Genomic DNA, 25,021 nt, shown 5'->3' with positions numbered 1-25,021 from the left:
CGACGCGGCGCATGGCACCGGTCAGGCCGGTGATCACGGGGCAAGCCTGCTCCTACAGGGATCACAACATCACTGGGTAATCAGCTCGACTGGCGTCTGGATGACATTGTCGGCATCCACGCCCGGCTGCTCGCCCTTGAGCATCTTCAGCGCCGCCTGGATGCCGAACACCGCCTGCTGGCTGGCCGCCTGGTCGAGGGTGGCGAGCACACGGCCATCCTTGAGCATCGGTTTGATGGCGTTGATGTTGTCGTAGCCGACCACCTGCACCTGGCCGGTCTTGCCGGCGGCGCGCACGGCCGAGACGGCCCCCAGGGCCATGCTGTCATTGCCGGCAAGCAGCGCCTTCAGCTCGGGGTATTCGTTGAGCATCGAGGCGGCCACGGCGTTGCCCTTGTCGATCTCCCAGTTGCCCGACTGCACCGAGACGATCTTCATCTGCGCGGCTTCCATGGCGTCCTTGAAGCCGGCAGTGCGCTGCTGGGCGTTGGTGGTGGTCGGCACGCCTTCGATGATGCCGACCTGATCGCCGGCCTTGAGCTTCTGCCGGGCCAGGTAGTCGCCGACCAGGCGCGCGCCCTTGCGGTTGTCCGGGCCCACGAACGGCACGCTGATGCCCTTGCTCTTGAGCACGGCGGGGTCGAGACGGTTGTCGATGTTGATCACGGTGATGCCGGCGTCCATGGCCTTCTTGATCACCGGCACCAGCGCCTTGGAGTCGGCCGGGGCGATGACCAGGGCCTTGGCGCCAGTGGCGATCATCTGCTCGACGATGCGGATCTGGTTGCCGGTGTCGGTCTCGTCCTTGATGCCGTTTGCCACCAGGGTGAAATCGTTCGGGTGCTCTTTCTGGTAGGCCTTGGCGCCGTCCTCCATGGTGCGGAAGAACTCGTTGGCAAGGGATTTCATCACCAGGGCGACCTTGGGGGCTTCCTCGGCGTGGGCAGTGGAGAGGGCGAAGATCAGCGAGGAGAAAACGGCGAGGGCCAGTGGACGGCCGGGGAACGGCAGTTTCATGGAAATGACTCCGAATCTTGTGGTTTTTATCGGATCGCAAACGTTTGCGGTGATCAACTATGGAAACAGCCGTAGGTTTTGTCAAATCCATTGCGTACGCAGCCACAGCTCCACACGTCGGATTATCCGCAATCCGTCCGAAAAACCGAACATTTTTCCTACATAAATTCGGCCAGCCGAACAAGCACGACCTTCCTGACCCTGCGGTCAATTCGAGTACCCCCAGTCAAAGCAGGGGTTTCAAGATGAAATTCGACGAACGGTAGTTGCTGGTACGAAATCTGCCTTATCCCAGTGCGACATAACGCACATCTCCTCCAGGAAGAGAGAAGCAGAAATGATGAAAACCGCTATCAAGACCTTCGCACCAAGCGCCCTGGCGCTGCTACTGGTACTGCCGACCACCGTTTCCGCCAAGGAAGCCGCGCAACAACAGAAACTCGCCAACGTGGTGATCCTGGCCACCGGCGGCACCATCGCCGGCGCCGGCGCCAGTGCCGCCAACAGCGCCACCTACCAGGCCGCCAAGCTGGGCATCGACAAGCTGATCGCCGGCGTGCCGGAGCTGCAGGACCTGGCCAACGTGCGCGGTGAGCAGGTGATGCAGATCGCCTCGGAGAGCATCGGCAACGACGACCTGCTCAAGCTGGGCAAGCGTGTCGCCGAACTGGCCGACAGCAAGGACGTCGATGGCATCGTCATCACCCACGGCACCGACACCCTGGAAGAAACCGCCTACTTCCTCAACCTGGTGGAAAAGACCGACAAGCCGATCATCGTGGTCGGCTCGATGCGCCCGGGCACCGCGATGTCCGCCGACGGCATGCTCAACCTGTACAACGCCGTGGCCGTGGCCAGCAGCAAGGACGCCCGCGGCAAGGGCGTGCTGGTGACCATGAACGACGAGATCCAGTCCGGTCGTGACGTGAGCAAGGCGGTCAATATCAAGACCGAAGCCTTCAAGAGCCAGTGGGGCCCATTGGGCATGGTGGTCGAAGGCAAGTCGTACTTCTTCCGCCTGCCGGCCAAGCGCCACACGGTCAACTCCGAGTTCGACATCAAGACCATCAGCAAGCTGCCGGCCGTGGACATTGCCTACGGCTACGGCAACGTGACCGACACCGCCTACAAGGCGCTGGCCCAGGGTGGCGCCAAGGCGATCATCCACGCCGGCACCGGCAATGGCTCGGTATCGTCGCGCGTGGTGCCGGCGCTGCAGGAGCTGCGCAAGGACGGCGTGCAGATCATCCGTTCGTCCCACGTCAACCAGGGCGGCTTCGTGCTGCGCAACGCCGAACAGCCTGACGACAAGAACGACTGGGTCGTGGCCCACGACCTGAACCCGCAGAAGGCGCGGATCCTGGCGATGGTCGCGATGACCAAGACTCAGGACAGCAAGGAGCTGCAGCGGATCTTCTGGGAATATTGATCGGCCTGCGCCTCGGGCTGGTGTGTTGAACATACCGGCCCTATCGCGGGGCAAGCCCGCTCCCACAAGTCTGCAACGACTTTGTGGGAGCGGGCTGACCCCGCGATGCTTTCAATGGAACCAATCCCTCTACCACGGTCTTATACGGCTTTCATCCTACCTGCTGTTGCGAAACGGCTTACAGTGAAATACTGTATGCGCATACAGCAAAACAAGGAAAAGCCCCGTGGCCCAACCCGCCTCCGCGTCGCCAAGCAGTTATGAACTCCTGGGTCAGCGCATCCAGAAGATCATCAACAGCCCCACCGCCCAGCGCAGCCGCGCCGCCTTGATCTTCCGCCTGGAGCACGAGTCGCCCGACGACTGGGCAACCCTGCTCGAGGAAATCGCCGAGAACGACAACGTCACCCTCGCCCACCGCGACGATGGCGGCGTACAGATTTTCTGGACCGTGCCGAAGGAAGACTGACCGCGCATGAGAGTTTCGCTTTTCGCCGCCTGCCTGCTGCTGCTTGCCCCCCTCGCCCACGCTGACGCCCCACGCACCTTCCAGGAGGCCAAGAAGGTCGCCTGGAAGCTGTACGCGCCGCAGTCCACGGAGTTTTATTGCGGCTGCAAGTACAAGGGCAACAAGGTCGACCTGGCCTCCTGCGGCTACGCGCCGCGCAAGAACCTCAACCGCGCCTCGCGCATCGAATGGGAGCACATCGTCCCGGCCTGGCAGATCGGCCACCAGCGCCAGTGCTGGCAGGATGGCGGGCGCAAGAACTGCACGCGCCACGACAAGGTCTACCAGCGCGCCGAGGCCGACCTGCACAACCTGGTGCCGAGCATTGGCGAGGTCAACGGCGACCGCAGCAACTTCAGCTTCGGCTGGCTGCCCGAGCAGCATGGCCAGTACGGCAGCTGCCTGACCCAGGTCGACTTCAAGGCCAAGAAGGTCATGCCGCGCCCATCGATCCGCGGGATGATCGCGCGCACCTACTTCTATATGAGCAAGCAGTATGACCTGAGGCTGTCCAAGCAGGACCGCCAGCTGTTCGAGGCCTGGAACAAGACCTACCCGCCGCAGGCCTGGGAGCTGCAGCGCAACCAGCAGGTGGCATGCGTGATGGGTCGTGGCAACGAGTTTGTCGGGCCGGTCAATCTCAAGGCCTGTGGCTGAGCAGGGTCAGGCCAGCGTCTGCAGGTAGGCGCTGGCCTGCTGGTAGCGACAAAGCCGGGCAAGGTCGGCCGGGCCTGGATGGGCAATGCGCGAGAGGTCGCTGTTGTCGGCCAGGTCGGCGAGCTTGACCTGGCGCGCCAGGGGGTCGACGCCCAGGCGGATGACGAAGGCCTCGTAGCTCTCCCCTTCGCGGCGGCTCAGCGCCAGCAGCGCGGCAAGGATCTTCAGCGGGAAACCTTCGCGGGCGAGGTCGGACAGGGTCAGCGGGGTGTCTTCCAGCACGTCGTGCAGCACCGCGACGATGCGCTGTTCCGGGGTGATCACTCGCTCCATCACCCGCAGCGGGTGGAGGATGTACGCCGCACCGCCTTTGTCGAACTGCCCTTCATGTGCCTTGATGGCCATCGCGATGGCCCGCTCCAGCGTCGCCATGAAGTCATCCCCTCTTTGAACCCCCGCACTAGACAGCATAGCCGCTGTGCGCCCTCACTGCAGCGGACTGCCAACGGGAGCGGACGTGCCGCGTGATCACCCACGCAGCCAGTGCCAGGTTATTGCGCAGCGCGCACCACAATGGACCTTTCACGACCCGAAGGCGCTGTGCAGCCCCCGCCCCCCAAGGCCTCCGGCCACCTGGCATCCTCCTTGCTGCCGTCCCCCGCTTAACCTTTTGCCAGCCTTAGGTTTTTTAAGGTTCATGAGCACAAATTTACTAATTTCTCGATACCCGCCCACCCCGCATCATCGCTCCAACAAGAACGCGTCGCCCCTTGCCGGCACGCACCCGGGCTTCCCCCGATGCCCCACCTTGCCTTGGAGTCAGTCATGACCAGTGCAGCCAATTCGGCACCCCTCATCGAGAAACACACAATCGGCTACGTGCCGCCGCAAGACCGCCATGGAAAGGTAAGGGATCTGTTCACACTGTGGTTCGGCGGCAACATCGCGCCGTTGCCCATCGTCACCGGCGCGCTGGGCGTGCAGCTGTTCCACCTCAACCTGGTGTGGGGCATCGTCGCCATCCTCGTCGGCCACCTGGTCGGCGGTGTGCTCATGGCCCTGCACTCGGCCCAGGGCCCACAGATGGGCATCCCGCAGATGATCCAGAGCCGTGCCCAGTTCGGCTCGCTCGGCGCCCTGCTGGTGGTGGTGATCGCCGGAGTCATGTACATCGGCTTCTTCGCCTCCAACATCGTGTTGGCCGGCAAGTCGCTGCACGGCGTGGTCGACAGCGTGCCGGTGCCGGTGGGCATCGTCATCGGCGCCCTGGGCTCGGGCATCATCGGCATCATCGGCTACCGCTTCATCCACGTGCTCAACCGCATCGGCACCTGGGTGCTGGGCATCGGCATCGTGGTCGGCTTCGGCTACATCTTCAGCCATGTGCAGAGCGACGACTTCCTCACCCGCGGCGGCTTCAACCTGGCCGGCTGGCTGGCCACCGTGTCGCTGGCGGCGCTGTGGCAGATCGCCTTCGCCCCCTACGTGTCGGACTACTCGCGCTACCTGCCGGCCGACGTCAAGGTGTCCTCGACCTTCTGGACCACCTACCTGGGCTCGGCCCTGGGCTCGAGCCTGTCGTTCATCTTCGGCGCGGTCGCGGTGCTGGCGATCCCGGCCGGGATGGACACCATGGACGCGGTCAAGCTCGCCACCGGCACCCTCGGCCCGCTGATGCTGGTGCTGTTCCTGCTCAGCGTGATCAGCCACAACGCCCTCAACCTGTACGGCGCGGTGCTGTCGATCATCACCCTGGTGCAGACCTTCGCCTACCGCTGGATCCCCACCGCCAAGAGCCGCGCCGTGCTGTCGCTGATCGTCCTGGCCGCCTGCTGCGTGGTGGCGGTGTTCGCCTCGGCGGACTTCATCGGCCACTTCGTCGACATGGTGCTGGTGCTGCTGGTGGTGCTGGTGCCGTGGACGGCGATCAACCTGATCGACTTCTATGTCATCCACAAGGGCGACTACGACATCGACTCGATCTTCAAGGTCGACGGCGGCATCTACGGCCGCTACAACCCCCAGGCGCTGATCGCCTACGCAGTGGGCATCGCGGTGCAGATCCCGTTCATGAACACGCCGCTGTATGTCGGGCCGGTATCCGTACACATCAATGGCGCCGACCTGTCGTGGCTGGTGGGGTTGGCGATCACCTCGCCGTTGTACTGGTGGCTGGCCACTCGCGACAGCGCGTATCGCCGTCGCCAGGTGAGTGCAAAGCTGGCGGCGGGGGTCTGAATCCGCCGGGCTGATGATCGACAGGAAGACCCGCCACGGCGGGTCTTCTGCCCTTGCCAGGCATGCTCACCGCTCACCCAGAAACGTCCTACAAAGCAAGTGGACCCAGCTGATTACTCCAGGCAAAACACCTTGGCGAGCATACGCACCTCCCGCACAAGGAGTGTCCCATGCAAAAATTGCCGGCCCCCGACTTCACGATCCTGCGCAAGAAACGCAAGCTGATTGCCGCCATCATCCTGACGGTGCTCGCCCTCGGCGCCATTGCTGCCGTGTTCAACCAAGTGTTCTTCTACAACGAAGCGGGCCAGATGACCCACGTGCGCACGATCTTCGGCGAGGAAAAGGTGGTCGAGGACGTCGGCTACGCGACCAAGTGGTTTGGCCGCAGCACGGTCTGGCGGCGCACCATTGGCGTCCAGTCCGCCCTGCGGGCGGACAATCAGGAGGACAACCGTGGCGGACAACCCTCGGTGATCCTGGAAAACCTGCCGATCGTGTTCCTCGGCAACGTCGATGCCAAGGCCGAGTTCAGCACCCAGTTCCGCCTGCCCTCGGGCGATGCCTTCCTGAAGATTGCCCAGGAGTACCGAACCCCCGACAACTTCCTGCAGCGCGCCCTGCTGCCCGCCGTCAAGGAAACCCTGCAGGCCACCGCCTCGCTGATGAGCGCCGATGACTACTACGCCGGCAACCGCAGCCACTTCGGCGCCGAGTTCGAGAACCAGCTGCGCAACGGCCTGTACCTGACCAGCCGCAAGGAGATTCGCGTGCAGCGCGACAACCTGCCGGCACAGACCGCGATACTCCAGTCGGGCACCGACCAGGGCAGCTTCGGCGACAACTCCGCGACCCGCTTCGTCATCGAGAAAAAACTCGACAAGGACGGCCAGGAACTACGCAAGCAACAGCAGTTCCGCCTGTTCGGCGTCGAGGTCGTCGATGCCCGAGTGACACACATCGACCCCAACCCCCAGTACCAGGAACGCATGGTGAGGGTGCAGCAGGCGCTGGCGGAGCTGGCCGTGGCCCGACAGAACCGACTCAAGGAAGAGGAAGAAAAGGAGCTGGTCTCCGCCCGCGGTGCCAAGGACGTCGAGGCCAAGCGCCAGGAGAGCCTGCGTCAGCAGATCGAACGCACCACCGAAGCCGAGACCGAGAAGCAGCTCACGCTGATCAATGCCGAGCGTGAAAAACGCCGGGCCGAGATCGACAAGCAAACGGCCGAGTTACTTCGTGACAAAGCCAAGGTCAACGCCGAGGCCACCAAGATCACTGCTGACGCTGAAGCCTACGCACGTGAAGCCTCGCTCAAGGCCGACGGCGCCCTGCAGACCAAGCTCGATGCCCTGGTGCAGATCAACCGCGCCTGGGCCGACGCGGCGGCCAAGGCACCGGTGCCCAGCGTGATGATGGGAGGCTCCGACGCGGGGCTTGGTCGTCAGGACGAGATGGGCAAACTGATGAGCGTGCTCGCGACCAAGGCAGCGAAGGATCTGGTGCTGGACCTCAAGACGCCTTGAGTAAACACCTGGCCACCGGGCCCCGCATTGGTACCTGAAACTCCCAATGCGGGGCTGGCTTGTCGGACCGACATGAGCATCTGCGATGGGCAACGTTCGCACAACCCGGCTATGCAAATAGAAACATCAGACGCGCTTGAACTGCACCAGGAGAGCAACGAAAGCCATCCAGACAACAGCGATCAGAATGCAGTACATACCTAGCTTCATGCGCCTTTTCAGGTAGACCGGAAAATCGCGACTATCCTCCGGATTCAGCCACCCCTGACGAATACTTAACTTAGGCCAGAACATGCCGGCCGTCATGGCACACACTGTCATCAGTCGAAACTTTAGCGTCAGCGCGCCACCGTTTTTCAGCTCTTCGCGAAGACCTTCGCTTCGCTGCAATGCTTCGCACATCACCTGGAAATGGCGCGAGCCTGCGATATGCAACTGAATTGCAAGCCCGGTCAGCACAATAATGAAAGGAGTGAGTAGCAACACTATCCTCAACTCCACAGGCCACCAGCTCAAATCAATCATAAACAACCTCATACAGTAACTCGCCTGCCCCTTCCCCTAAGAACTCACCGAGTTTCCCCACACCGAGGGAAGATGCGCCGATTACTGCGATCCCGCAGGTGGCCCGTCCCCATGGTCCAAAACCACAGACTGCTTTAATGGCGAGTTTTCCGACACCGCCACCGGCCATACCTCCCGCGCCCCCCCCTGAAAAGCTACCGGTTTCGGTATACCGGACACGTTTACATTCTTCAGTCTCCCCGGCGCGGCAAGCTTCGTAGATTTTCATGTAAGAAGACGTCGCCCCCAAGCCCACCGCCACATGCCCCCCATACTTCAAATACTTCGACATCTTCGCCACTTCATCCAAATGCGTCGCATACCCCGGTATCGCCCCCGGCGCACCAGCCTTGGACCAGTGATGAACAAGGCTTTTGGTGGAGATATTCAAGCTCTTACGCAGGCTTTCATGCCCCCCAACGTTCAGGTACTTGCCCAGAAACGCACTACGCAGCTGAGCATCCAGCTGCTGATAGAGCGCTCGACGTGATTCGAAGAATTGCCGACTATTGAGATGACCATGCAAGGTGAACTCGCGCTGATGCAGGCGTTCGAGCCCCTTGAGCGTATCCCCAACCTGCCCCAGCCCTCGCGACAGCATGTCCTTGCCCACGCCCATGGATTGACTCGCGCCATTGAGCACTCCGGCGACCTCGCCAATGTGCTGCATCATGAAGTTGGCCTCCTGCTCGTCGAGCACAGCCAGTGCCTCCCGCGCCCGCTGCGCCGCAGCCATCAGGTCGGCTTCCTCGCGGGTGCAGGCGTGGTGGTTGTCGGGGTCACCGAGGACGAAGATTTCACCGGCCTTGAAACCTTGCTCGAAGGTAGGGTTCAGGCGCTGGATGCGTGCAATAGGCAGTGTGCTGTCCTGCGCCAACAACTGAGCCAGTACCTGGGGGCCGGACATGCTGCGGGGAACGATATGAAAACCGGGTTCCAACCCGACTTGCGCAGACGCGATGGCGCCAGACATCTGTGCGTTGGCTGGGGTATGGAGAGTGCGGGCGCCGGGGGCCGTCGCCGCGTTTGTCTGCCTGCCATGCATGGGATGACTGGACGTCGCCATTCCACCCAAAGGAGCAACCACCCTGTTACTGCCGTTCGGGCAACCACAGGCAACCAGGGAACCATCCGTCGCCAGTGGCTGACCGTCGGAAATCCACCCGAGGTAGCCCTCTACAACGACGCCAGGTTGGCAGCAGAGCGGACATTCGGTAGTCGAGTCCCCGACCCGCAGGACCTTTCGCCCATCACAGATGTAACTCTCACCGCTGGCAATGCAAATTGCACCCGTGGTGGTCACATCACCATCTACTGCCTGGCCTTTCCCATCAAGACTGACGCGATACATGTGCAGGTTCCTTTTGCGCTGGAAGCTCAAGAACCTAACAAATGAAGTTCGCCCCGTTACCCGAGAAAAAGCGAAAGAGATTTTTCCTACTCTGACAAGAGAAAAGTCTTAAAACCAAACATGTAACCAGCCTGCTCAGGCGTGCAGCCGAACCTGAGCGGGCGGGTCACGATGCTCTTCAGTGCCCGCTACGCAACATCTCCTTCGGCACATACTTGCCAATCTCATACTTGCCGATCGCCGCCCGGTGCACTTCATCCGGCCCGTCGGCCAGGCGCAGGGTGCGTTGCATCGCATACATGTACGCCAGCGGGAAATCACCGCTCACCCCGGCCCCGCCATGGATCTGGATGGCCCGGTCGATCACCTTGAGCGCAACGTTGGGCGCCACCACCTTGATCTGGGCGATCTCGCTGCGCGCCACCTTGTTGCCGACAGTGTCCATCATGTAGGCGGCCTTCAGGGTCAGCAGGCGGGCCATGTCGATCTCCATCCGCGAGTCGGCGATCTTGTCGACGTTGCCGCCCAGCCGCGCCAGGGGTCGGCCGAAGGCGGTGCGCTCGACCGAGCGTTTGCACATCAGCTCCAGGGCGCGTTCGGCCATGCCGATCGAGCGCATGCAATGGTGGATCCGGCCTGGGCCGAGGCGGCCCTGGGCGATTTCGAACCCGCGGCCCTCGCCGAGGAGCACGTTTTCATACGGCACGCGCACGTTCTCGAACAGCACTTCGGCATGGCCGTGGGGCGCGTCGTCGTAGCCGAACACCGGCAGCGGGCGGACGATCTTCACCCCGGCTGCGTCGGTGGGCACCAGGATCATCGAGTGCTGCTGGTGGCGCTGGCCGTCCGGGTTGGACAGGCCCATGAAGATCATCACCTTGCAGCGCGGGTCGCAGGCGCCGGAAGTCCACCACTTGCGGCCGTTGATCACCCATTCGTCACCGTCGCGCACAGCGGTGGCGGCCATGTTGGTGGCGTCCGAGGAGGCCACGTCCGGCTCGGTCATGGCGAACGCCGAACGGATCTCGCCGCGCAGCAGCGGCTCGAGCCACTGGCGTTTCTGCGCCTCGCTGCCGTAGCGCACCAGCACCTCCATGTTGCCGGTGTCCGGCGCCGAGCAGTTGAACGGCTCGGGCCCCAGCAGCGAGCGGCCCATGATCTCGGCCAGTGGCGCGTACTCAAGGTTGGTCAGCCCCGCGCCGTACTCCGATTCCGGCAGGAACAGGTTCCACAGCCCCTCGGCGCGGGCCTTGGCCTTGAGTTCCTCGACAATCGCGGTGGGCTGCCAGCGGTCGCCCTCGGCGACCTGGCGCTCGAACACCGGCTCGGCCGGGTAGACGTATGCATCCATGAAAGCGCTGACGCGCTCGCGCAGTGCCTGGACCTTGGGCGAATAGGCGAAATCCATCGGGGCTACCTTCAGTCAATGAAGAACATGGGCCTGAGCCTAGAACAGCCACCCTTCATCCACCTAGTCTATTTTCTACGTGTATAAACATTCATAACCAATATATGATCACCCGATAATTCCAACAAAGAGCGGCGCCCATGAACCTCAGCAAGGTCGACCTCAACCTGTTCATCGTCTTCGACGCCATCTACACCGAAGCCAACCTGACCCGCGCCGGGCAGATCGTCGGCATCACCCAGCCGGCGGTGTCCAACGCCCTGTCGCGCCTGCGCGAGACCTTCAACGATCCGCTGTTCGTGCGCACCGCCCAGGGCATGGTGCCCACGCCCATGGCGCAGAACATCATCGGCCCGGTGCGCAACGCGCTGTCGCTGCTGCGCACCTCGGTGCAGGAAAGCCGCATCTTCACCCCGCTGCAGGCCAGCAAGACTTTTCGCATCAGCATGACCGACCTCACCGAGGCGGTGATCCTGCCGCCGTTGTTCCAGCGCCTGCGCCGCCTGGCCCCGGCACTGGTGATCGAGAGTTTCCTGTGCAAGCGCCGCGAGACCACCAAGGAACTGGCCGCCGGGCGCCTGGACTTCGCCGTCGACGCGCCGCTGAACACCGACCCACAGGTGCGCCACGTCAAGCTGATGCAGGACCGCTACGTCTGCGCCATGCGCCCCGGCCATCCGCAGGCCGACGGCAAGCTGACCCTGGACAGCTACCTGGCCATGACCCACATCCATATTTCCAGCCGCCGCAACGGCTTGGGCTATGTCGACCTGGCCCTGGGCAAGATGGGCGTGCAGCGCCGTGTCGCGCTGCGCTCGCAGCACTACCTGATGGCTTCGCAGGTGCTGCAGCAGACCGACATGGTGATGACCGTGCCCGAGCGCTTCGCCCGCCGCCATCAGCTGCGTCACCAGCCGCTGCCGGTGGAGGTGCCGGCGCTGGAGACCCACCTGTACTGGCACGAAAGCACCGACCAGGACCCGGCCAACCGCTGGATGCGCGAGCAGATCATCGAGCTGTGCGAACGGGTGGTGGCCCAGGATGAGCAGGAGCAGGCGGATTCGTCCATGGCCTCGGCCTGAGTCGCCTACACTGTGGGGGATTGCCTCTGAACCCGGGAGCCACTCATGGACGACCACCAACACGGCAAGCCACCGACCTTCTGGCAGATGCTGCAAAGCATTCTCGCCGCCGCCTTCGGCGTGCAGAGCGGCAAGAACCGCGCGCGCGACTTCACCTACGGCAAGGCCAGCCATTTCATCGTGATGGGAACGCTGTTCACGCTGATCTTCATCTTCGTGCTGATTGGCCTGGTGCAGCTGGCGCTGCACCTGACGGCGCGCTAGCCGCGCGAGGGCAAGGCCCTGCACAAATCCCTGTAGGAGCCGCCCCAAACGCAATCCGCCCGCGGATATCCCTTCCGCGGGCGGCTCAGGCGTGACTCACGGTCTCGAGCAGTTTTGCGCTACTGATGGCTGACCCAATACACCGCAGTGACCACCACCAGCACGATCAGACACAGGATCGCCCAGGCATCGACACTGCTGTCAGCTTTGCGGACCTTGGTAGAGTTTCCCATTGCATTGCCTCTTGTAGTGGTTATGGGAATGCACTTCACAAGCAGCAGTTAAGTCCAGCAATGCCCTTCCCTCAAGCAGGGGTTTTCAGTAGTCGACGGGTGACGTGAGAAAGGGGTAGCGAAAGTCCGTCGGCCTGCCCTCGGCACTGAAGCGGTGGAAGTCGATGCCGTGGTTGTCCTGTTCCAGCAGCTTGAGCCAGCGCCGGGCCTTGTCCGCGTCGATCAGTTGCAAGGCCGGCACGCTATGTTCCCGCTGGCCATCGCGCCCCACTGCCAACCCCTGGGCGTCATCATGCAACATGACCATGGCCCAGCCGCCGAGGGTGAAATGCCCGCCCATCAGCACGCTCAGACGCCCGTCGATCCGCGCCCGCAGGGCCTCGGGCGAGCTGTTGACCGCGCTGAACAGGGCATCGCGCCCCGGCACCTTGCCCAGGGCCTCGAACGCTTGCATGGCGCCGAACGCCATCTGGTCGTTGGCCGACCACACCAGGCGCGTGTCGGGGTAGCGCTCCAGCAGCATCTGCGCCTGCTCGAAGGCGCGTTCGCGGCGCCAGCCGCCATACACCACCTGGCGCAGGCGCACCTGGGGGGACTCCGCCAGCGCCCGGCGCATGCCCTGCACCCGCAATTGCGAGGCGGGCGTGGTCTTTATCCCGGCGAAGGCCAGCAGGTCAACCGGCCCTGCGTCAGTCGGCACCTGCGCCACCATCGCCTTGAGCATCTGGTAACCGGCCTCCTCGTCGTTGCTGACCAGGGTGCCGAGCACTTCAGGATACTTGTCGGGCTGCGCCTGGATGCTGTGCGCCTGGCTGTCGGTGAGGCCGTTGTTGACCAGGAAGAGCTTGACCCCGGTGCCCCGTGACAGGCGGATGATCTCTGGCGCGACATACTGCTCGTTGACCAGTACCAGGTAGTCCGGGCGCTGCGGTCCTTGCAGCACTTCGCGGGCCTGGGTCAGCGCGAGGTCGGCGCGGCGCTCGCTGTACTGCACGCGCAAGGCCATGCCCAGGTCCTGGGCGGCGGCCTGCATGAAGCGCGAATAATCGACCCAGAACGTCTCATTGGAATAGCCCGGGTTGAGGAACACCACGGACGCTGCCTGTGCGCTCGCTGCCAGTGGCAGGCTCAGGCACAGGCTCTGGCACAAGGCCTTGAGCATGCTGATACTTCCCTGCGGAGCAAACCCCGGATTATAGCGCCGCGATGTACCGGCGCGGACAAATGCCAGTCAGTCTCACTTAGTCCAAATGGTTCTTTTCATATGCAAAAACATCACTTTAGCGCATAAACCCACTCTGCTATCGTGCCTCGGCTCCGACCTGGAGTGCGCGGCCGTGCGCGCGATTAGCTGCATGCTAGCCTGAGACAGGACTTATATGTACGTATACGACGAGTACGATCAGCGGATCATCGAGGACCGCGTCAAGCAGTTCCGTGATCAGACCCGCCGCTACCTGGCCGGTGAGCTGAGCGAAGAAGAATTCCGCCCTCTGCGCCTGCAGAACGGCCTGTATATCCAACGTTTCGCGCCGATGCTGCGTGTCGCCGTGCCCTATGGCCAGCTGAACGCCCGCCAGGCCCGCATGCTGGCGAAGATCGCCCGCGACTACGACAAGGGTTACGCGCACATCAGCACCCGCCAGAACGTGCAGTACAACTGGCCGGCGCTGGAAGACATCCCGGAAATCCTGGCTGAACTGGCCACGGTGCAGATGCACGCGATCCAGACCAGCGGCAACTGCCTGCGCAACGTCACCACCGACCAGTTCGCCGGTGTCGCCGCCGACGAGCTGGTGGATCCGCGCCCGTGGTGCGAGATCGTCCGCCAGTGGACCACCTTCCACCCGGAATTCGCCTACCTGCCGCGCAAGTTCAAGATCGCCGTGAACGGCTCCAGCGACGACCGCGCCGCCATCGAAGTGCACGACATCGGCCTGGAGCCGGTGCGCAACGCCGCAGGTGAGCTGGGCTTCCGCGTGCTGGTCGGCGGCGGCCTGGGCCGCACCCCGGTGATCGGCTCGTTCATCAACGAGTTCCTGCCCTGGCAGGACCTGCTCAGCTACCTGGATGCCATCCTGCGCGTGTACAACCGTTACGGCCGCCGTGACAACAAGTACAAGGCGCGGATCAAGATCCTGGTCAAGGCCCTCACCCCGGAAGTGTTCGCCGAGAAGGTCGAGGCCGAGATGGCACACCTGCGCGGTGGCAGCACCACCCTGACCGAGGACGAGGTGCAGCGCGTTGCCCGCCACTTCGTCGACCCCGAGTACCTGGCCCTCGACAACGTCGACTACAGCGCCCTGGACGCCGAGCACCCAGGCTTCGCCCGCTGGCGCTCGCGCAACACCCGCGCGCACAAGAAGCCGGGCTACGTCGCCGTGACCCTGTCGCTCAAGCCCACCGGCGTCGCCCCGGGCGACCTGACCGACAAGCAGCTCGACGCCGTCGCGGACTTCGCCGAGCGCTACAGCTTCGGTTTCCTGCGCACCTCCCATGAGCAGAACATCATCCTCGCCGACGTCGAGCAGCGCCAGCTGCACGCGCTGTGGCTGGAACTGCGCGAGCAAGGCTTCGCCACCCCGAACATTGGCTTGCTGACCGACATAATCTGCTGCCCGGGCGGGGATTTCTGCTCGCTGGCCAACGCCAAGTCGATCCCGATCGCCGAGTCCATCCAGCGCCGCTTCGACGACCTGGACTACCTGTTCGACATCGGCGAGCTCGACCTGAACATCTCCGGCTGCATGAACGCCTGCGGCCACCACCACGTCGGCCACATCGGCATCCTTGGCGTGGACAAGAAGGGCGAGGAGTTCTACCAGGTCTCGCTGGGTGGCAATGCCGCACGCGACGCGAGCCTGGGCAAGATCCTCGGCCCCTCCTTCGCCCAGGACGACATGGCCGACGTGATCGAGAAGCTGATCAATGTGTACGTCGAGCAGCGCACCGAAGACGAGCGCTTCATCGACACCTACCAGCGGATCGGCATCGACCCCTTCAAGGAACGCGTCTATGCAGCGAATCATTAAGAACAACCAGATCGTCGACGAAACCTGGCACCTGCTGCCCAAGGACGTCTCGATCGACGAGCTGACCAACTGCGACGACTACATCGTGCCGCTGCAGCTGTGGCGTGACCATCCGAGCCTGCTCAAGGCCCGCGACGGCGGCCTGGGCATCTGGCTGGACAGCGACGAGGAAGCCGAGGAAATCGGCGAAGACGTCGAGCACTTCCAGGTCATCGCCCTGAACTTCCCGGCCTTCACCGACGGGCGCAACTACTCCAACGCGCGCCTGCTGCGTGACCGCTACAAGTTCAAGGGCGAGCTGCGCGCCATCGGCGACGTGCTGCGCGACCAGCTGTTCTACATGGCCCGCTGTGGCTTCGACGCGTTCGCCATCCGTGCCGACAAGGACCCGGAAGACGCGCTGCAGAGCCTGAAGGACTTCTCGGTGACCTACCAGGGCGCCACTGACGAGCCGCTGCCGCTGTTCCGCCGCCGCTGATCGCTCCTGGCCCTACGCAACAGCCCGCCAATCGGCGGGCTGTTGCGTTTGGGGCCGACCGTGCTTTAGCGCAACGGCACGTAGATATCGGTCTGCCACTGCTCCAGCGGCGTCTGCGGGTAGATGCTCAGGTAATGGAAGAACAACGGATGATCGCGCAATTCCTCGCCACTGGCCGGCAGCCAGTCGCGGTAGAGCGGATAGATCGTCTCGCCGATATGGTCCGGCGAGCCGACATGCCGCACCACCGCGCAGCGCCCGGCGGGCAGGCTCGACTCCCGCACGCCCTGGGCGTTCGGCGCCACCGCCTCGTGGATTTCCCCGCAGATGGCGAAGCGGAAGTCTTCCGGCGCCGTGGTGTCCGGGTTGTTGTAGGGAATGCCGAAGCTGCGGCTGCTGGCCACGGGCGACTGCCCGCTGCTCATGCGCCAGTCGATGAAGTGGCGCACAGTCTCGCTGACCCGATTGGCCGGCCCACGGTGCTCGAGCGCGGCAAGGCGCACGGCGGCGAAATCGACGATTCGTACCTGCATGGTGATGCTCCTGGAAAAATGAGGAATGGCAAACACCGTATTCCATACCTGCCAGTCAGGCCGGCGGCGGAACGCGCTGGGCGCATGCCCGAAGGCCCGGCGGAACGCCCGGCTGAACGCTTCCGGGCTTTCGAAGCCCGCCTCCAGCGCCACCGCCAGCACCGAGTGGCCTGGCTGGCCGAGCAGCCGGTGGGCCGCGCGACGCAGTCGCATCAGTTGCACGTAGCGGGCAACCGGCACACCCACATAGGCGCTGAACTGGCGATGGAAGTGGAACACCGAAAAGTGCGCCACCGCGCTCAGGGCCTCCACCGACAGGTCGCCTTCCAGGTTGTCCTGGATATAGGCGAGCACGGCGTCGAAGCGGGTCTTGTAATGAACGTTGACGGGCAAGGTCAGTGTGCTCCTGGAAATACGGCAGGCCACAGCTTCGTCGATCCGCGCTCGGGCCTGCCTAGCCGCATTTGCTCAATCACAACCACCTGCAGGTTTGCCATGATGCCGGATGCATCCCCCTGCTTGATACCCCTATTGCCTAGCCACCAATCACAACCCACCCTCCCATTCATGACTCCAAGTCAAAGGACCTTGACTCACCGGCGTCTTAATCAATCCCGCCGAACGGCGCAAACTGCGCTCACTCGTTCGAACCCGCACCCCACTGTCCGGGCTTCGATCCCCTCACTCGACAGGAGCAGATCCATGAGCATTCCTTCCTTCGGCCTGGGCACCTTCCGCCTCACCGGCCAGGCCGTCATCGATTCGGTCAAGTCGGCGCTGGAGCTGGGCTACCGCGCCATCGACACCGCGCAGATCTACAAGAACGAGGCCGAAGTCGGCCAAGCCATTGCCGAAAGCGGTGTGCCGCGCGACGAGCTGTTCATCACCACCAAGATCTGGGTCGACCACTACGCCGCCGACAAGCTCATCCCCAGCCTGCGCGAGAGCCTGGCCAAGCTGCGCACCGACCATGTCGACCTGCTGCTGATCCACTGGCCGGCACCAGGCAACGGCGTCGAGCTGCCCGAATACATGCAGGCCCTGGCCGAGGCCAAGCACCAGGGTCTTACCCGCCAGATCGGCATCTCCAACTTCAACATCGAGCTGACCCGCCAGGCCATCGCCGTGGTCGGCCAGGGCGAGATCGCCACCAACCAGATCGAGCTCAGCCCGTACCTGCAGAACCGCAAGCTGACTGCCTTCCTCCAGGAGCAGGGCATCACCACCACCTCCTACATGACCCTGGCCTACGGCAAGGTGCTGAAGGATCCGCTGCTGGCGCAGATCGCCGCCAAGCACAAGGCCACCGTGGCCCAGGTGGCCCTGGCCTGGGCCTTGCAACTGGGCTACGCGGTGATCCCGTCGTCCACCAAGCGTGAGAACCTGGCCAGCAACCTGCTTGCCCAAAGCCTGCGCCTGGACGCCGACGACATGGCGCGCATCGCCACCCTGGAACGCAACGGCCGCGAAGTCAGCCCGGACGGCCTGGCGCCGAACTGGGACTGATCTGCACCGGGCATGGAAGCCCACCCCCGTTCTCAACCGCTTTTTCGGAGCTCCCAATGAGCACGCTTTCCCCCAAACGGGTGCTGTTCGCCCTGGCCATCGGCGCCTTCGGCATCGGCACCACCGAGTTCACGCCCATGGGCCTGTTGCCGGTGATCGCCGATGGTGTCGGCGCCAGCATTCCCAGCGCGGGCATGCTGATCACCGCCTACGCCATCGGCGTGATGGTCGGCGCGCCGATCATGACGTTGCTGTTCAGCCGCTTCGGCAAGCGCGCCGCACTGATGATGCTGATGGGCATCTTCACCCTCGGCAACCTGCTCTCGGCCCTGTCGCCGGACTACTACACCCTGCTCCTTTCACGCCTGATCACCAGCCTCAACCATGGCGCCTTCTTCGGCCTGGGCGCGGTGGTGGCCGCCAGCGTTGTGCCCCGGGACAAGCAGGCCAGTGCCGTGGCCACCATGTTCATGGGCCTGACCATCGCCAATATCGGCGGCGTGCCGGCCGCCACCTGGCTCGGCCAGCAGGTCGGCTGGCGCATGGCCTTCGCTGGCACCGCGGTGCTCGGCGTGCTGGCCATCGCGGCGCTGTGGTACGCCCTGCCCAAGGGCGAGCGCGGCAGCGTGCCCCATGTGCGCAAGGAACTGGCGGTGATCGCCCGCCCCAACGTGCTGCTGGCCATGGCCACCACGGTCCTGGGTGCCGGCGCCATGTTCACCCTGTACACCTATGTCGCCCCGGTGCTGGCCGAACTGACCGGCGCCTCCGACAGTTTCGTCACCCTCGGCCTGGTGCTGATCGGCGTCGGCTTCACCCTCGGCAACAGCCTGGGCGGCAAGCTGGCCGACTGGTCGCTGGACGGCGCCGCGCGGATCTTCCTCGGCGCGCTGGCGGCGATCATGCTGCTGATGCCGCTGGTACTGGGCAGCCATGTCGGCGCCGCCCTGGCGCTGCTGGTGTGGGGCGTGTTCACCTTCGCCGTGGTGCCACCGCTGCAGATGCGGGTGATGACCGCCGCGGCCGAGGCGCCGGGGCTGGCGTCGTCGATCAACGTGGGCGCGTTCAACCTGGGCAATGCCGTCGGCGCCGCCCTGGGTGGCGCGGTGATCAGCCTGGACCTGGGCTATGCGGCGGTGCCGATGGCCGGTGGCCTGCTGGCGGCGACCGGCTTGCTGCTGGTGTGGCTGGGTGGGCGCGGCAAGGCCAGCGACCCGGCATTGGGCAGCACTGCCTGACCGCTGTCGCCGCAGCGGGTCGGCTCCGCTATCACTCATACCCTGGGTGATGCGTGCAGGCCCGGCTCGCGACGGCGGCAGTGATTGCTTAAGCCCGACGCTTTACCTAGGCTAGTGGCCTTTTCCTCGCAACGAGACAGGGCCATGTCAGAACACGAAACCATCGGCGAAGGCCGTTTCAGCAGCATCGAGATCCGTGTGCTCGGTTCGCTGATCGAGAAACAGGCCACCAGCCCGGAAACCTACCCCCTGACCCTCAATGCCCTGGTCTTGGCCTGCAACCAGAAGACCAGCCGCGAACCCGTCATGAACCTGACGCCCGGCCAGGTCGGCCAGGCCCTGCGCAACCTGGAAAGCCAGGAGATGGCGCGCCTGCAGATGGGCAGCCGCGCCGACCGCTGGGAGTATAGAGTGGACAAGGCCCTGGAGCTGGTGCCGGCGCAGCTGGTACTGATGGGGCTGATGTTCCTGCGTGGCCCGCAGACCCTCAGCGAGCTGCTGACTCGCAGCAACCGCCTGTACGCCTTCGAGGACGTCGATCAGGTCCAGCACCAGCTCGAGCGCCTGGTCTCGCGCGAACTGGCCCTGCACCTGCCGCGCCAGGCCGGCCAGCGCGAAGACCGCTACACCCACGCTCTGGGCGACCCGGCCGAGATCGAGGCGATTCTCGCCGCCCGCCAGCAGGACGGCGGCCACCGCTCCGCCAGCGTGGCGGACGAGCGCATCGAGGCGCTGGAAGCCCGGGTGTCTGCGCTGGAAGCGCGCCTGGCCCAACTCGAAGGTTGACTCAGGGCTTTTCGGCGTCGGGAAAGTTGCGGCAGCTCTTGCGTTCGGCCAGCTCCCGCGCGCTGGGGCGCTGGTCGACAAACACGGTGCGGCCGTCGGCGTAGATTTCCAGGTAGCCCCAGTGCAGGTCCTGCTCGGTCTGCCCGGGTTTGGGGGGGACGAGCCACCAGGGTTCGCGGCTGATCAGGGTCATGGGTGGGCTCCAGTGGGGCTGGGGGTAGTTTGTGCGGTAACTATAGACAGCCAGGCCTGGCACTCCCGCCCGGACTGTTCCTCCAGGCACAATTCTCAAGTGCCCGGCGCACCGATTCTCCCTGTCCTGGGATGGGTCTAATCTGGCTCCTGCAAACCCACTCCCCGCAAGGAACGACCACGATGTCCCGCCCACCACTGCCCCCCTTTACCCGTGAAACCGCCATCGAGAAGGTACGCCTGGCCGAAGACGGCTGGAATAGCCGCGACGCCGCCAAGGTGGCCCTGGCCTACACCCTCGACACCCACTGGCGCAACCGCACCGAGTTCTGCAACAGCCGCGAGCAGGCCCAGGCCTTCCTCACCCGCAAGTGGAACCGCGAGCTGGAGTACCGCCTGATCAAGGAACTCTGGTCCTTCACCGACAACCGCATCGCCGTGCGCTACGCCTACGAGTACCGCGACGACAGCGGCCAGTGGTACCGCGCCTACGGCAACGAGAACTGGGAGTTCGCCGAGGACGGGTTGATGCGCAACCGCCACGCCAGCATCAACGAACAGCCCATCAGCGAGGCCGAGCGCAAGTTCCGCTGGCCGCTGGGGCGCCGCCCGGACGATCATCCGGGGCTGAGCGAGTTCGGTTTCTGAACAGTGACGCCGGATTTGCGGGGCCGCTCAACGGCCCCGCACAACCGGCGGGCACATAGCGGGATTACCGAGCAGACGAGACAGGTCGTACGCAGCCTCCAGAACTTTTTCCGTTTTCCCGGTCTATTGGGTGAGTGCGCTCCACGGTTGTTCCAGCAACCACCGAACGCACCTTCAATTGCCAATCAGAGGTTGTCTTCACTCATGAACTTCCCTGCCCCATGCCTGCTGCTCGTTGGCCTGTTCGCACTTGTGGCCGCAGGCTCGGCATCCGCCGCCCCCATGAAGACTTCGACACCTCCCGCCCACAGCCTCGACCTGGCGGACCGCCAGGCCAGCGAACGCCCTTGGCCAAGCCTGGCCAGCACGCCGTCCGCACCGCTGCTGGCCCACGACGAACGCTACCGGCACGACGAACGCTGGCATGACCACCGCGACGACTGGCGTCGGGAACAGTGGCGGCGAGAACAATGGCGCCGGGAACAGCACCGTCGGGAAATGGAACGGCAACGCTACTGGGAGCGCCATCACGAGCGTGCCCTGCGTCATCGCTATGACGACGACCACCGCTACTATCGTCGCTGAACAATTCACAGACTGCCTGCCTCGGGCAGGCAGTACATTCGCCTCTCTCTCCTGGGCCACACCCCTGCCATCGCGCAGACGGGCTTGCTATTCACATATGGGATTCCGCATATTCGGCCCTCCATATGTATAGACGATCATCATGCTCACGCCCCGAGGTATTCAAATGCCTCGCCGACGAGACCATCGGTGCCCTGTCGACCCAGGCCAGCGATGCCCAAGGCCTGGTGCGCGAAGCGATGATCTACGCCAATGTCATCGGCTGCGACCTGGGGCCCAAGATCACCCCCATCGGCAGCCTCGCCACCCTGCTCTGCCTGCACGTACTGGAGCGCAAGGGCATGCGCATCACCTGGGGCTACTACTTCAAGGTCGGCATCCTGAACGCCGGAGAAAGCCTGTAGGCGCTCAAAAGCACCCGGCCCTCATCGGTTCGCTCAACTACCGTGGGCTGATCATCTTCGGCCCACTGGACGAGTAGCCAGAATCGCCCTAGCATCGGCGCCCCCACGGCCTCACTCACGGACGATCATGCCCTCCGCCACCCGCCTGCTTGCCCTGTTCGCCCTGTCCACCCTGGTCAGCGCCTGCAGTATCAATGGCACCTACATCGACAGCACCCGCCCTGATGCAGCCAAGCTGCGCTACATCTCGGGCAATGGCAGCGCCACCCTAGACCTGTTCGACAGCGCGCGCTGTGAAGGCCGGACCACCGGCATCCTCAACAACCTGTTCGTGCCCGACTCTCGCCGACGGGCCGACATGAGCGTGCCGCCGCCGGCAAACAGCAACAGCTACTACGAGATCCGCCTCGAACCCGGTCAGCCGATACATGTTCGCGCCAACACCCAGGGCGCCAGCACGGTCTGCTCGGCCTCGTTCACCCTGACACCGCAGGCAGGCTCCGAATATGAACTGCGCTTCGACCAGTCGCCTGGCTACTGCCAGGCAACGCTGGTGCGGCTGCAAAGGGTCGAGGGCAAGGACCAACGCCTGCCCTATCCGATGATCGACACCATCCCGAGCGCCTGCTGGGGTACCTCGGCGTTATTCCCGAAACAACCCACACCGCTGCCCGACACCGCCCGGCGCACCGCGTTGATCGACAGCATCATCCGCGACAGCGTCACCCCGGAGATGGAGCAATTGACCACGTTGCGCAAAGCCGTCGCCCTGACTCGGCAAGCCTCCCCCGAAGTCCAGGTAGCAGCGCGCAAGCGGGAACTGGGCCTCGATCTGCCAGAGGCCTACTGGCAGCAGTACCAGCAGAACCTGCAAACCTTCGCCGAGGCGCTCGCCAACCTCAAGGCACGCACGCTGGAACGCTACGACGCCGACAGCCGCGCCTACCTGCGTAGCGTGCGCGACGAGCAGTTGCAGGTCTGGGCCGGAGGAAACAACGACGCGCGCCTGCCGAGCAAGGCCCAGCGCATGCGCGACATGGCCTACTACTACAACTATGTCCTGCAGGAGACGATCGCGCAGATCAGCCTCGAACACTTGCGCAACATGGCTGAACTGGATCAACGCGAAGGGGTTTGCAAGCGCTTCGCCGGATGCTGGAAACTCTAGGCCGTCACCGAGCGACGGTCTGCCCCATGCTACCGGGGGATGACGGTCACGGTCTGCGACCCGGACCTGGCAGGGGCGCTGAAGCTGCCGACGGTTTGCTTGTCCGCAGGTAGTGTGCCGCACCCCCGAGCCTGTGTATGCTGCACGGGCGCGGCGAGCGGCCCCCGGCGGCTTGCAGGACCTCGCGCGGCCGCCCTGCGTGATCGGACCATGACCGGGCTACCCGTTTCGGACACTTCTGCCCTATGCCCGTCGACCTGCAAGCGCTCTACCCCAGGCTGATCCACCTGATGCTGGACACCGTGTTCGTGGTCGACCGGGACGACACCATCGCATTCGTGAGCAACGCCTGCGAGGCCTTGCTCGGCTACCGCGCCGACGAACTGACCGGCACCCCGATCACCCGCTACATGCACCCGGATGACCTGGAAACCACCCGCGCCTCGATCGCCCGGGTCATGGACGGCACCCCGCACTTCGACTTTCGCAACCGCTATGTACGCAAGGATGGCGAGATCGTGCATATCCTCTGGGCGGCCTTCTGGTCCGACGAGGTGGGCGCGCGGATCGGCGTCGCCCGCAACATCACCGCCCTCACCCAGGCCGAGCAGGAACTGCGCTTTCTCGCCCATCACGACCCGCTGACCAAGCTGACCAACCGCTCGCTGTTCAACGACCGCCTGGCCACCGCCCTGCGCGCCGCCCGTCAGCAGCAGCGCCGGCTGGCCCTGCTGTTCCTCGACGTCAACGACTTCAAGGGTATCAACGATGTACACGGTCACGCGGCCGGCGACCGCGTGCTGTGCACCATCGCCCGACGCCTGCAGGACAGCGTGCAGGAAGCGGACACCGTGGCGCGGATCGGCGGCGACGAGTTCATCGTGCTGCTGACCGATGTACCGTCGGAGGACGCCGTGTACGAGGTGGTCGAGCAGATCGCCATGGTCATGGAGGAGCCGCTCGGCGCCGAGTTCGGCGACGTCAGGATGCCGTCCTGCAGCATCGGCGTGGCCTGCTACCCCACCGATGGCGAGGATGCCGACACCCTGCTCAGCCATGCCGATGGCGAGATGTACCGCAAGAAGCGGCGGCGGGCGCGGGTGGGGTGATGGCCAGGTGTTATCTGGTCTTGCCCGCGATGTGGCCCGCACACTTGCTCAGCCCTTCCAGGCTTCCACCACCACCCGCGTCGCCGCCGCGATCGTCTCGCTGTTCCACGGCGCATCCTGTTTCGTGCCACGGCTGAACACCACCAGGATCCACGGCGCCCGGCCCTTGGGCCAGATGACCGCGACATCGTTGGCCACGCCATAGTCGCCCGAACCGGTCTTGTCGCCCACCACCCAGTCCTTCGGCAGCCCGGCGCGAATACGGGCATCACCCGTGGTGTTGCCCTTGAGCCAGGCCTGCAGCTGTTGTTGCGCGCCGGCGGGCAGGCCATCGGTGAGCAGCAGGCGCTGCAAGGTCACGCCCATGGCCAGGGGCGTCGTGGTGTCACGCGGATCGCCCGGCAAAGCGGTGTTCAGCGTCGGCTCGTTGCGATCGAGGCGGAAGGTCGGATCGCCCAGGCCACGGACGAACGCCGTCAGCCCGGGCGGGCCACCGACCAGCTCGAGCAGCAGGTTGCCAGCAGTGTTGTCGCTGTACTGCACGGCGGCGGCGCACAGTTCGGCGACGGTCATGCCGGGCCCGACATGCTTTTCGGTGACCGGTGAATAGACCACCAACTGCTCGGCGCCATAGGCGATGCGCCGCGCCAGCAAGCCCGGCTCGGCCTCGTTGCGGTGCAGGACGGCACCGGCGAGGACGGCCTTGAAGGTGCTGCAGAAGGCGAAGCGCTCTTCGCCGCGCCAGGCCAGCTGCCGACCGCTGCCGGTGTCCAGGGCCCACAGGCCGATGGTACTGCCGCTGGCCGCCTCGAGCTGTTGCATCGCCTGACGCAGCGGATCGTGCGCCCAGGCGGGCAAGGTCAACAGGGCCGAGCAGCCGAGCGCGCCCTGGAGCACGCGGCGGCGGCTGAGGGTTGAAATCATGCAGGCATCCCTTGTGAAAATAAGCAAAACGCGAAGGCTAGAACGTTTTAGCACCCGAGCCAAGCACCTCCTTACCGCTCCGGCAGGCGAGCATAGGCCGTGGGCAAGCGGATTCTTTTCGCGCCACTGCCCTGGCCACCCTTG

At 64.4% G+C, this 25,021-nt stretch carries 25 protein-coding genes and 1 pseudogene; 17 read left to right on the top strand and 9 right to left on the bottom strand.

The genetic code is table 11. The features are described from left to right. Nucleotides 1-69 precede the first annotated feature (69 nt). Nucleotides 70-1,017 carry a sugar ABC transporter substrate-binding protein gene (locus tag ACVWZ5_RS08510; RefSeq protein ID WP_062574430.1) on the bottom strand — a complete coding sequence of 316 codons (948 nt, stop codon included), beginning with the start codon at nucleotides 1,015-1,017 and terminating at the stop codon, nucleotides 70-72. Nucleotides 1,018-1,357: 340 nt separating this feature from the next. Between ACVWZ5_RS08510 and ACVWZ5_RS08505 the strand changes: the two genes are divergently transcribed. The 3 genes from ACVWZ5_RS08505 to ACVWZ5_RS08495 all read left to right on the top strand — a co-directional run bounded on the left by ACVWZ5_RS08505 (nucleotide 1,358) and on the right by ACVWZ5_RS08495 (nucleotide 3,611). Further along, nucleotides 1,358-2,446, top strand: a complete 1,089-nt coding sequence (locus ACVWZ5_RS08505) for an asparaginase (protein WP_028691454.1) — start codon at nucleotides 1,358-1,360, stop codon at nucleotides 2,444-2,446. A gap of 226 nt (nucleotides 2,447-2,672) precedes the next feature. After that, complete coding sequence (locus ACVWZ5_RS08500; protein ID WP_062574431.1) at nucleotides 2,673-2,915, top strand: DUF1654 domain-containing protein; 243 nt, start codon at nucleotides 2,673-2,675, stop codon at nucleotides 2,913-2,915. Between the two features lie 6 nt (nucleotides 2,916-2,921). Beyond that, the gene (locus tag ACVWZ5_RS08495) at nucleotides 2,922-3,611 is read left to right on the top strand and encodes an endonuclease (RefSeq protein ID WP_096049893.1); all 690 of its coding nucleotides are present in this window, start codon (nucleotides 2,922-2,924) and stop codon (nucleotides 3,609-3,611) included. A gap of 6 nt (nucleotides 3,612-3,617) precedes the next feature. On the opposite strand, the gene ACVWZ5_RS08490 is transcribed toward ACVWZ5_RS08495, so the two are convergent. Then, nucleotides 3,618-4,043, bottom strand: a complete 426-nt coding sequence (locus ACVWZ5_RS08490) for a GTP pyrophosphokinase (protein ID WP_084941241.1) — start codon at nucleotides 4,041-4,043, stop codon at nucleotides 3,618-3,620. 393 nt (nucleotides 4,044-4,436) lie between these two features. Between ACVWZ5_RS08490 and ACVWZ5_RS08485 the strand changes: the two genes are divergently transcribed. Together ACVWZ5_RS08485 and ACVWZ5_RS08480 are read left to right on the top strand one after the other, a co-directional pair. After that, nucleotides 4,437-5,849 carry a purine-cytosine permease family protein gene (locus tag ACVWZ5_RS08485; protein WP_028691450.1) on the top strand — a complete coding sequence of 471 codons (1,413 nt, stop codon included), beginning with the start codon at nucleotides 4,437-4,439 and terminating at the stop codon, nucleotides 5,847-5,849. A gap of 170 nt (nucleotides 5,850-6,019) precedes the next feature. Next, complete coding sequence (locus ACVWZ5_RS08480; protein WP_062574435.1) at nucleotides 6,020-7,372, top strand: SPFH domain-containing protein; 1,353 nt, start codon at nucleotides 6,020-6,022, stop codon at nucleotides 7,370-7,372. A gap of 126 nt (nucleotides 7,373-7,498) precedes the next feature. On the opposite strand, the gene ACVWZ5_RS08475 is transcribed toward ACVWZ5_RS08480, so the two are convergent. From ACVWZ5_RS08475 to ACVWZ5_RS08465, 3 genes are all read right to left on the bottom strand, one after another. Further along, nucleotides 7,499-7,897, bottom strand: a complete 399-nt coding sequence (locus ACVWZ5_RS08475; protein WP_084941246.1) for a hypothetical protein — start codon at nucleotides 7,895-7,897, stop codon at nucleotides 7,499-7,501. Continuing rightward, complete coding sequence (locus ACVWZ5_RS08470; protein WP_457340546.1) at nucleotides 7,890-9,287, bottom strand: PAAR domain-containing protein; 1,398 nt, start codon at nucleotides 9,285-9,287, stop codon at nucleotides 7,890-7,892. The genes ACVWZ5_RS08475 and ACVWZ5_RS08470 overlap by 8 nt, the downstream gene beginning before the upstream one ends. A gap of 178 nt (nucleotides 9,288-9,465) precedes the next feature. Next, on the bottom strand, nucleotides 9,466-10,695 hold the full coding sequence (locus ACVWZ5_RS08465) for an acyl-CoA dehydrogenase (protein WP_062574438.1): 1,230 nt from the start codon (nucleotides 10,693-10,695) through the stop codon (nucleotides 9,466-9,468). A 140-nt stretch (nucleotides 10,696-10,835) separates the two neighbouring features. On the opposite strand from ACVWZ5_RS08465, the gene ACVWZ5_RS08460 reads away from it, so the two are divergent. Both ACVWZ5_RS08460 and ACVWZ5_RS08455 read left to right on the top strand, forming a co-directional pair. After that, nucleotides 10,836-11,777 (top strand): LysR family transcriptional regulator, encoded by a 942-nt coding sequence (locus ACVWZ5_RS08460; RefSeq protein ID WP_028691447.1) that lies wholly within the window; start codon nucleotides 10,836-10,838, stop codon nucleotides 11,775-11,777. Between the two features lie 45 nt (nucleotides 11,778-11,822). Then, entirely contained in the window at nucleotides 11,823-12,041 is a 219-nt protein-coding gene (locus ACVWZ5_RS08455) for a DUF2970 domain-containing protein (RefSeq protein WP_028691446.1), read from the top strand. Between the two features lie 318 nt (nucleotides 12,042-12,359). On the opposite strand, the gene ACVWZ5_RS08450 is transcribed toward ACVWZ5_RS08455, so the two are convergent. Beyond that, complete coding sequence (locus tag ACVWZ5_RS08450) at nucleotides 12,360-13,436, bottom strand: ABC transporter substrate-binding protein (protein ID WP_062574439.1); 1,077 nt, start codon at nucleotides 13,434-13,436, stop codon at nucleotides 12,360-12,362. A gap of 217 nt (nucleotides 13,437-13,653) precedes the next feature. Here ACVWZ5_RS08450 and ACVWZ5_RS08445 point away from each other — a divergent pair, with 217 nt between their 5' ends. Together ACVWZ5_RS08445 and ACVWZ5_RS08440 are read left to right on the top strand one after the other, a co-directional pair. Further along, entirely contained in the window at nucleotides 13,654-15,306 is a 1,653-nt protein-coding gene (locus tag ACVWZ5_RS08445) for a nitrite/sulfite reductase (RefSeq protein ID WP_062360993.1), read from the top strand. After that, nucleotides 15,290-15,784: a DUF934 domain-containing protein gene (locus ACVWZ5_RS08440; RefSeq protein ID WP_028691443.1), complete on the top strand. Its 495-nt coding sequence runs from the start codon at nucleotides 15,290-15,292 to the stop codon at nucleotides 15,782-15,784. The genes ACVWZ5_RS08445 and ACVWZ5_RS08440 overlap by 17 nt, the downstream gene beginning before the upstream one ends. Nucleotides 15,785-15,849: 65 nt before the next feature. On the opposite strand, the gene ACVWZ5_RS08435 is transcribed toward ACVWZ5_RS08440, so the two are convergent. Continuing rightward, entirely contained in the window at nucleotides 15,850-16,710 is an 861-nt protein-coding gene (locus tag ACVWZ5_RS08435) for an AraC family transcriptional regulator (protein WP_236248360.1), read from the bottom strand. Nucleotides 16,711-17,019: 309 nt separating this feature from the next. On the opposite strand from ACVWZ5_RS08435, the gene dkgB reads away from it, so the two are divergent. From dkgB to ACVWZ5_RS08420, 3 genes are all read left to right on the top strand, one after another. Further along, nucleotides 17,020-17,823: a 2,5-didehydrogluconate reductase DkgB gene (gene dkgB, locus ACVWZ5_RS08430; RefSeq protein WP_182324398.1), complete on the top strand. Its 804-nt coding sequence runs from the start codon at nucleotides 17,020-17,022 to the stop codon at nucleotides 17,821-17,823. 56 nt (nucleotides 17,824-17,879) lie between these two features. Continuing rightward, nucleotides 17,880-19,061, top strand: coding sequence for an MFS transporter (locus ACVWZ5_RS08425; RefSeq protein WP_062574441.1), 1,182 nt, complete (start codon nucleotides 17,880-17,882; stop codon nucleotides 19,059-19,061). A 144-nt stretch (nucleotides 19,062-19,205) separates the two neighbouring features. After that, complete coding sequence (locus ACVWZ5_RS08420; protein WP_457340545.1) at nucleotides 19,206-19,847, top strand: YceH family protein; 642 nt, start codon at nucleotides 19,206-19,208, stop codon at nucleotides 19,845-19,847. 1 nt (nucleotide 19,848) lies between these two features. Here ACVWZ5_RS08420 and ACVWZ5_RS08415 read toward each other — a convergent pair whose 3' ends face one another. After that, nucleotides 19,849-20,040: a hypothetical protein gene (locus tag ACVWZ5_RS08415; protein WP_028691438.1), complete on the bottom strand. Its 192-nt coding sequence runs from the start codon at nucleotides 20,038-20,040 to the stop codon at nucleotides 19,849-19,851. Between the two features lie 182 nt (nucleotides 20,041-20,222). Between ACVWZ5_RS08415 and ACVWZ5_RS08410 the strand changes: the two genes are divergently transcribed. From ACVWZ5_RS08410 to ACVWZ5_RS08390, 5 genes and pseudogenes are all read left to right on the top strand, one after another. Next, complete coding sequence (locus ACVWZ5_RS08410; protein ID WP_457340544.1) at nucleotides 20,223-20,687, top strand: nuclear transport factor 2 family protein; 465 nt, start codon at nucleotides 20,223-20,225, stop codon at nucleotides 20,685-20,687. Nucleotides 20,688-20,891: 204 nt separating this feature from the next. Further along, on the top strand, nucleotides 20,892-21,272 hold the full coding sequence (locus ACVWZ5_RS08405) for a hypothetical protein (protein ID WP_069017407.1): 381 nt from the start codon (nucleotides 20,892-20,894) through the stop codon (nucleotides 21,270-21,272). Nucleotides 21,273-21,451: 179 nt separating this feature from the next. Continuing rightward, a pseudogene (locus ACVWZ5_RS08400) lies at nucleotides 21,452-21,676 on the top strand (ArsB/NhaD family transporter); the annotation flags it as partial. Between the two features lie 127 nt (nucleotides 21,677-21,803). Then, a complete protein-coding gene (locus ACVWZ5_RS08395) occupies nucleotides 21,804-22,844 on the top strand; it encodes a hypothetical protein (protein WP_457340543.1) in 1,041 nt (346 codons plus the stop codon). Nucleotides 22,845-23,089: 245 nt separating this feature from the next. Next, nucleotides 23,090-23,953 (top strand): sensor domain-containing diguanylate cyclase, encoded by an 864-nt coding sequence (locus ACVWZ5_RS08390; protein WP_028691434.1) that lies wholly within the window; start codon nucleotides 23,090-23,092, stop codon nucleotides 23,951-23,953. Nucleotides 23,954-24,001: 48 nt separating this feature from the next. Here the strand turns inward: ACVWZ5_RS08390 and bla are convergent, their stop codons facing one another. Then, the gene (gene bla / locus ACVWZ5_RS08385; protein ID WP_186595297.1) at nucleotides 24,002-24,877 is read right to left on the bottom strand and encodes a class A beta-lactamase; all 876 of its coding nucleotides are present in this window, start codon (nucleotides 24,875-24,877) and stop codon (nucleotides 24,002-24,004) included. Between the last annotated feature and the right edge of the window lie 144 nt (nucleotides 24,878-25,021).

Source organism: Pseudomonas sp. TE6283 (assembly GCF_054060555.1).
This window is presented reverse-complemented; position numbering and strand designations above follow the sequence as displayed.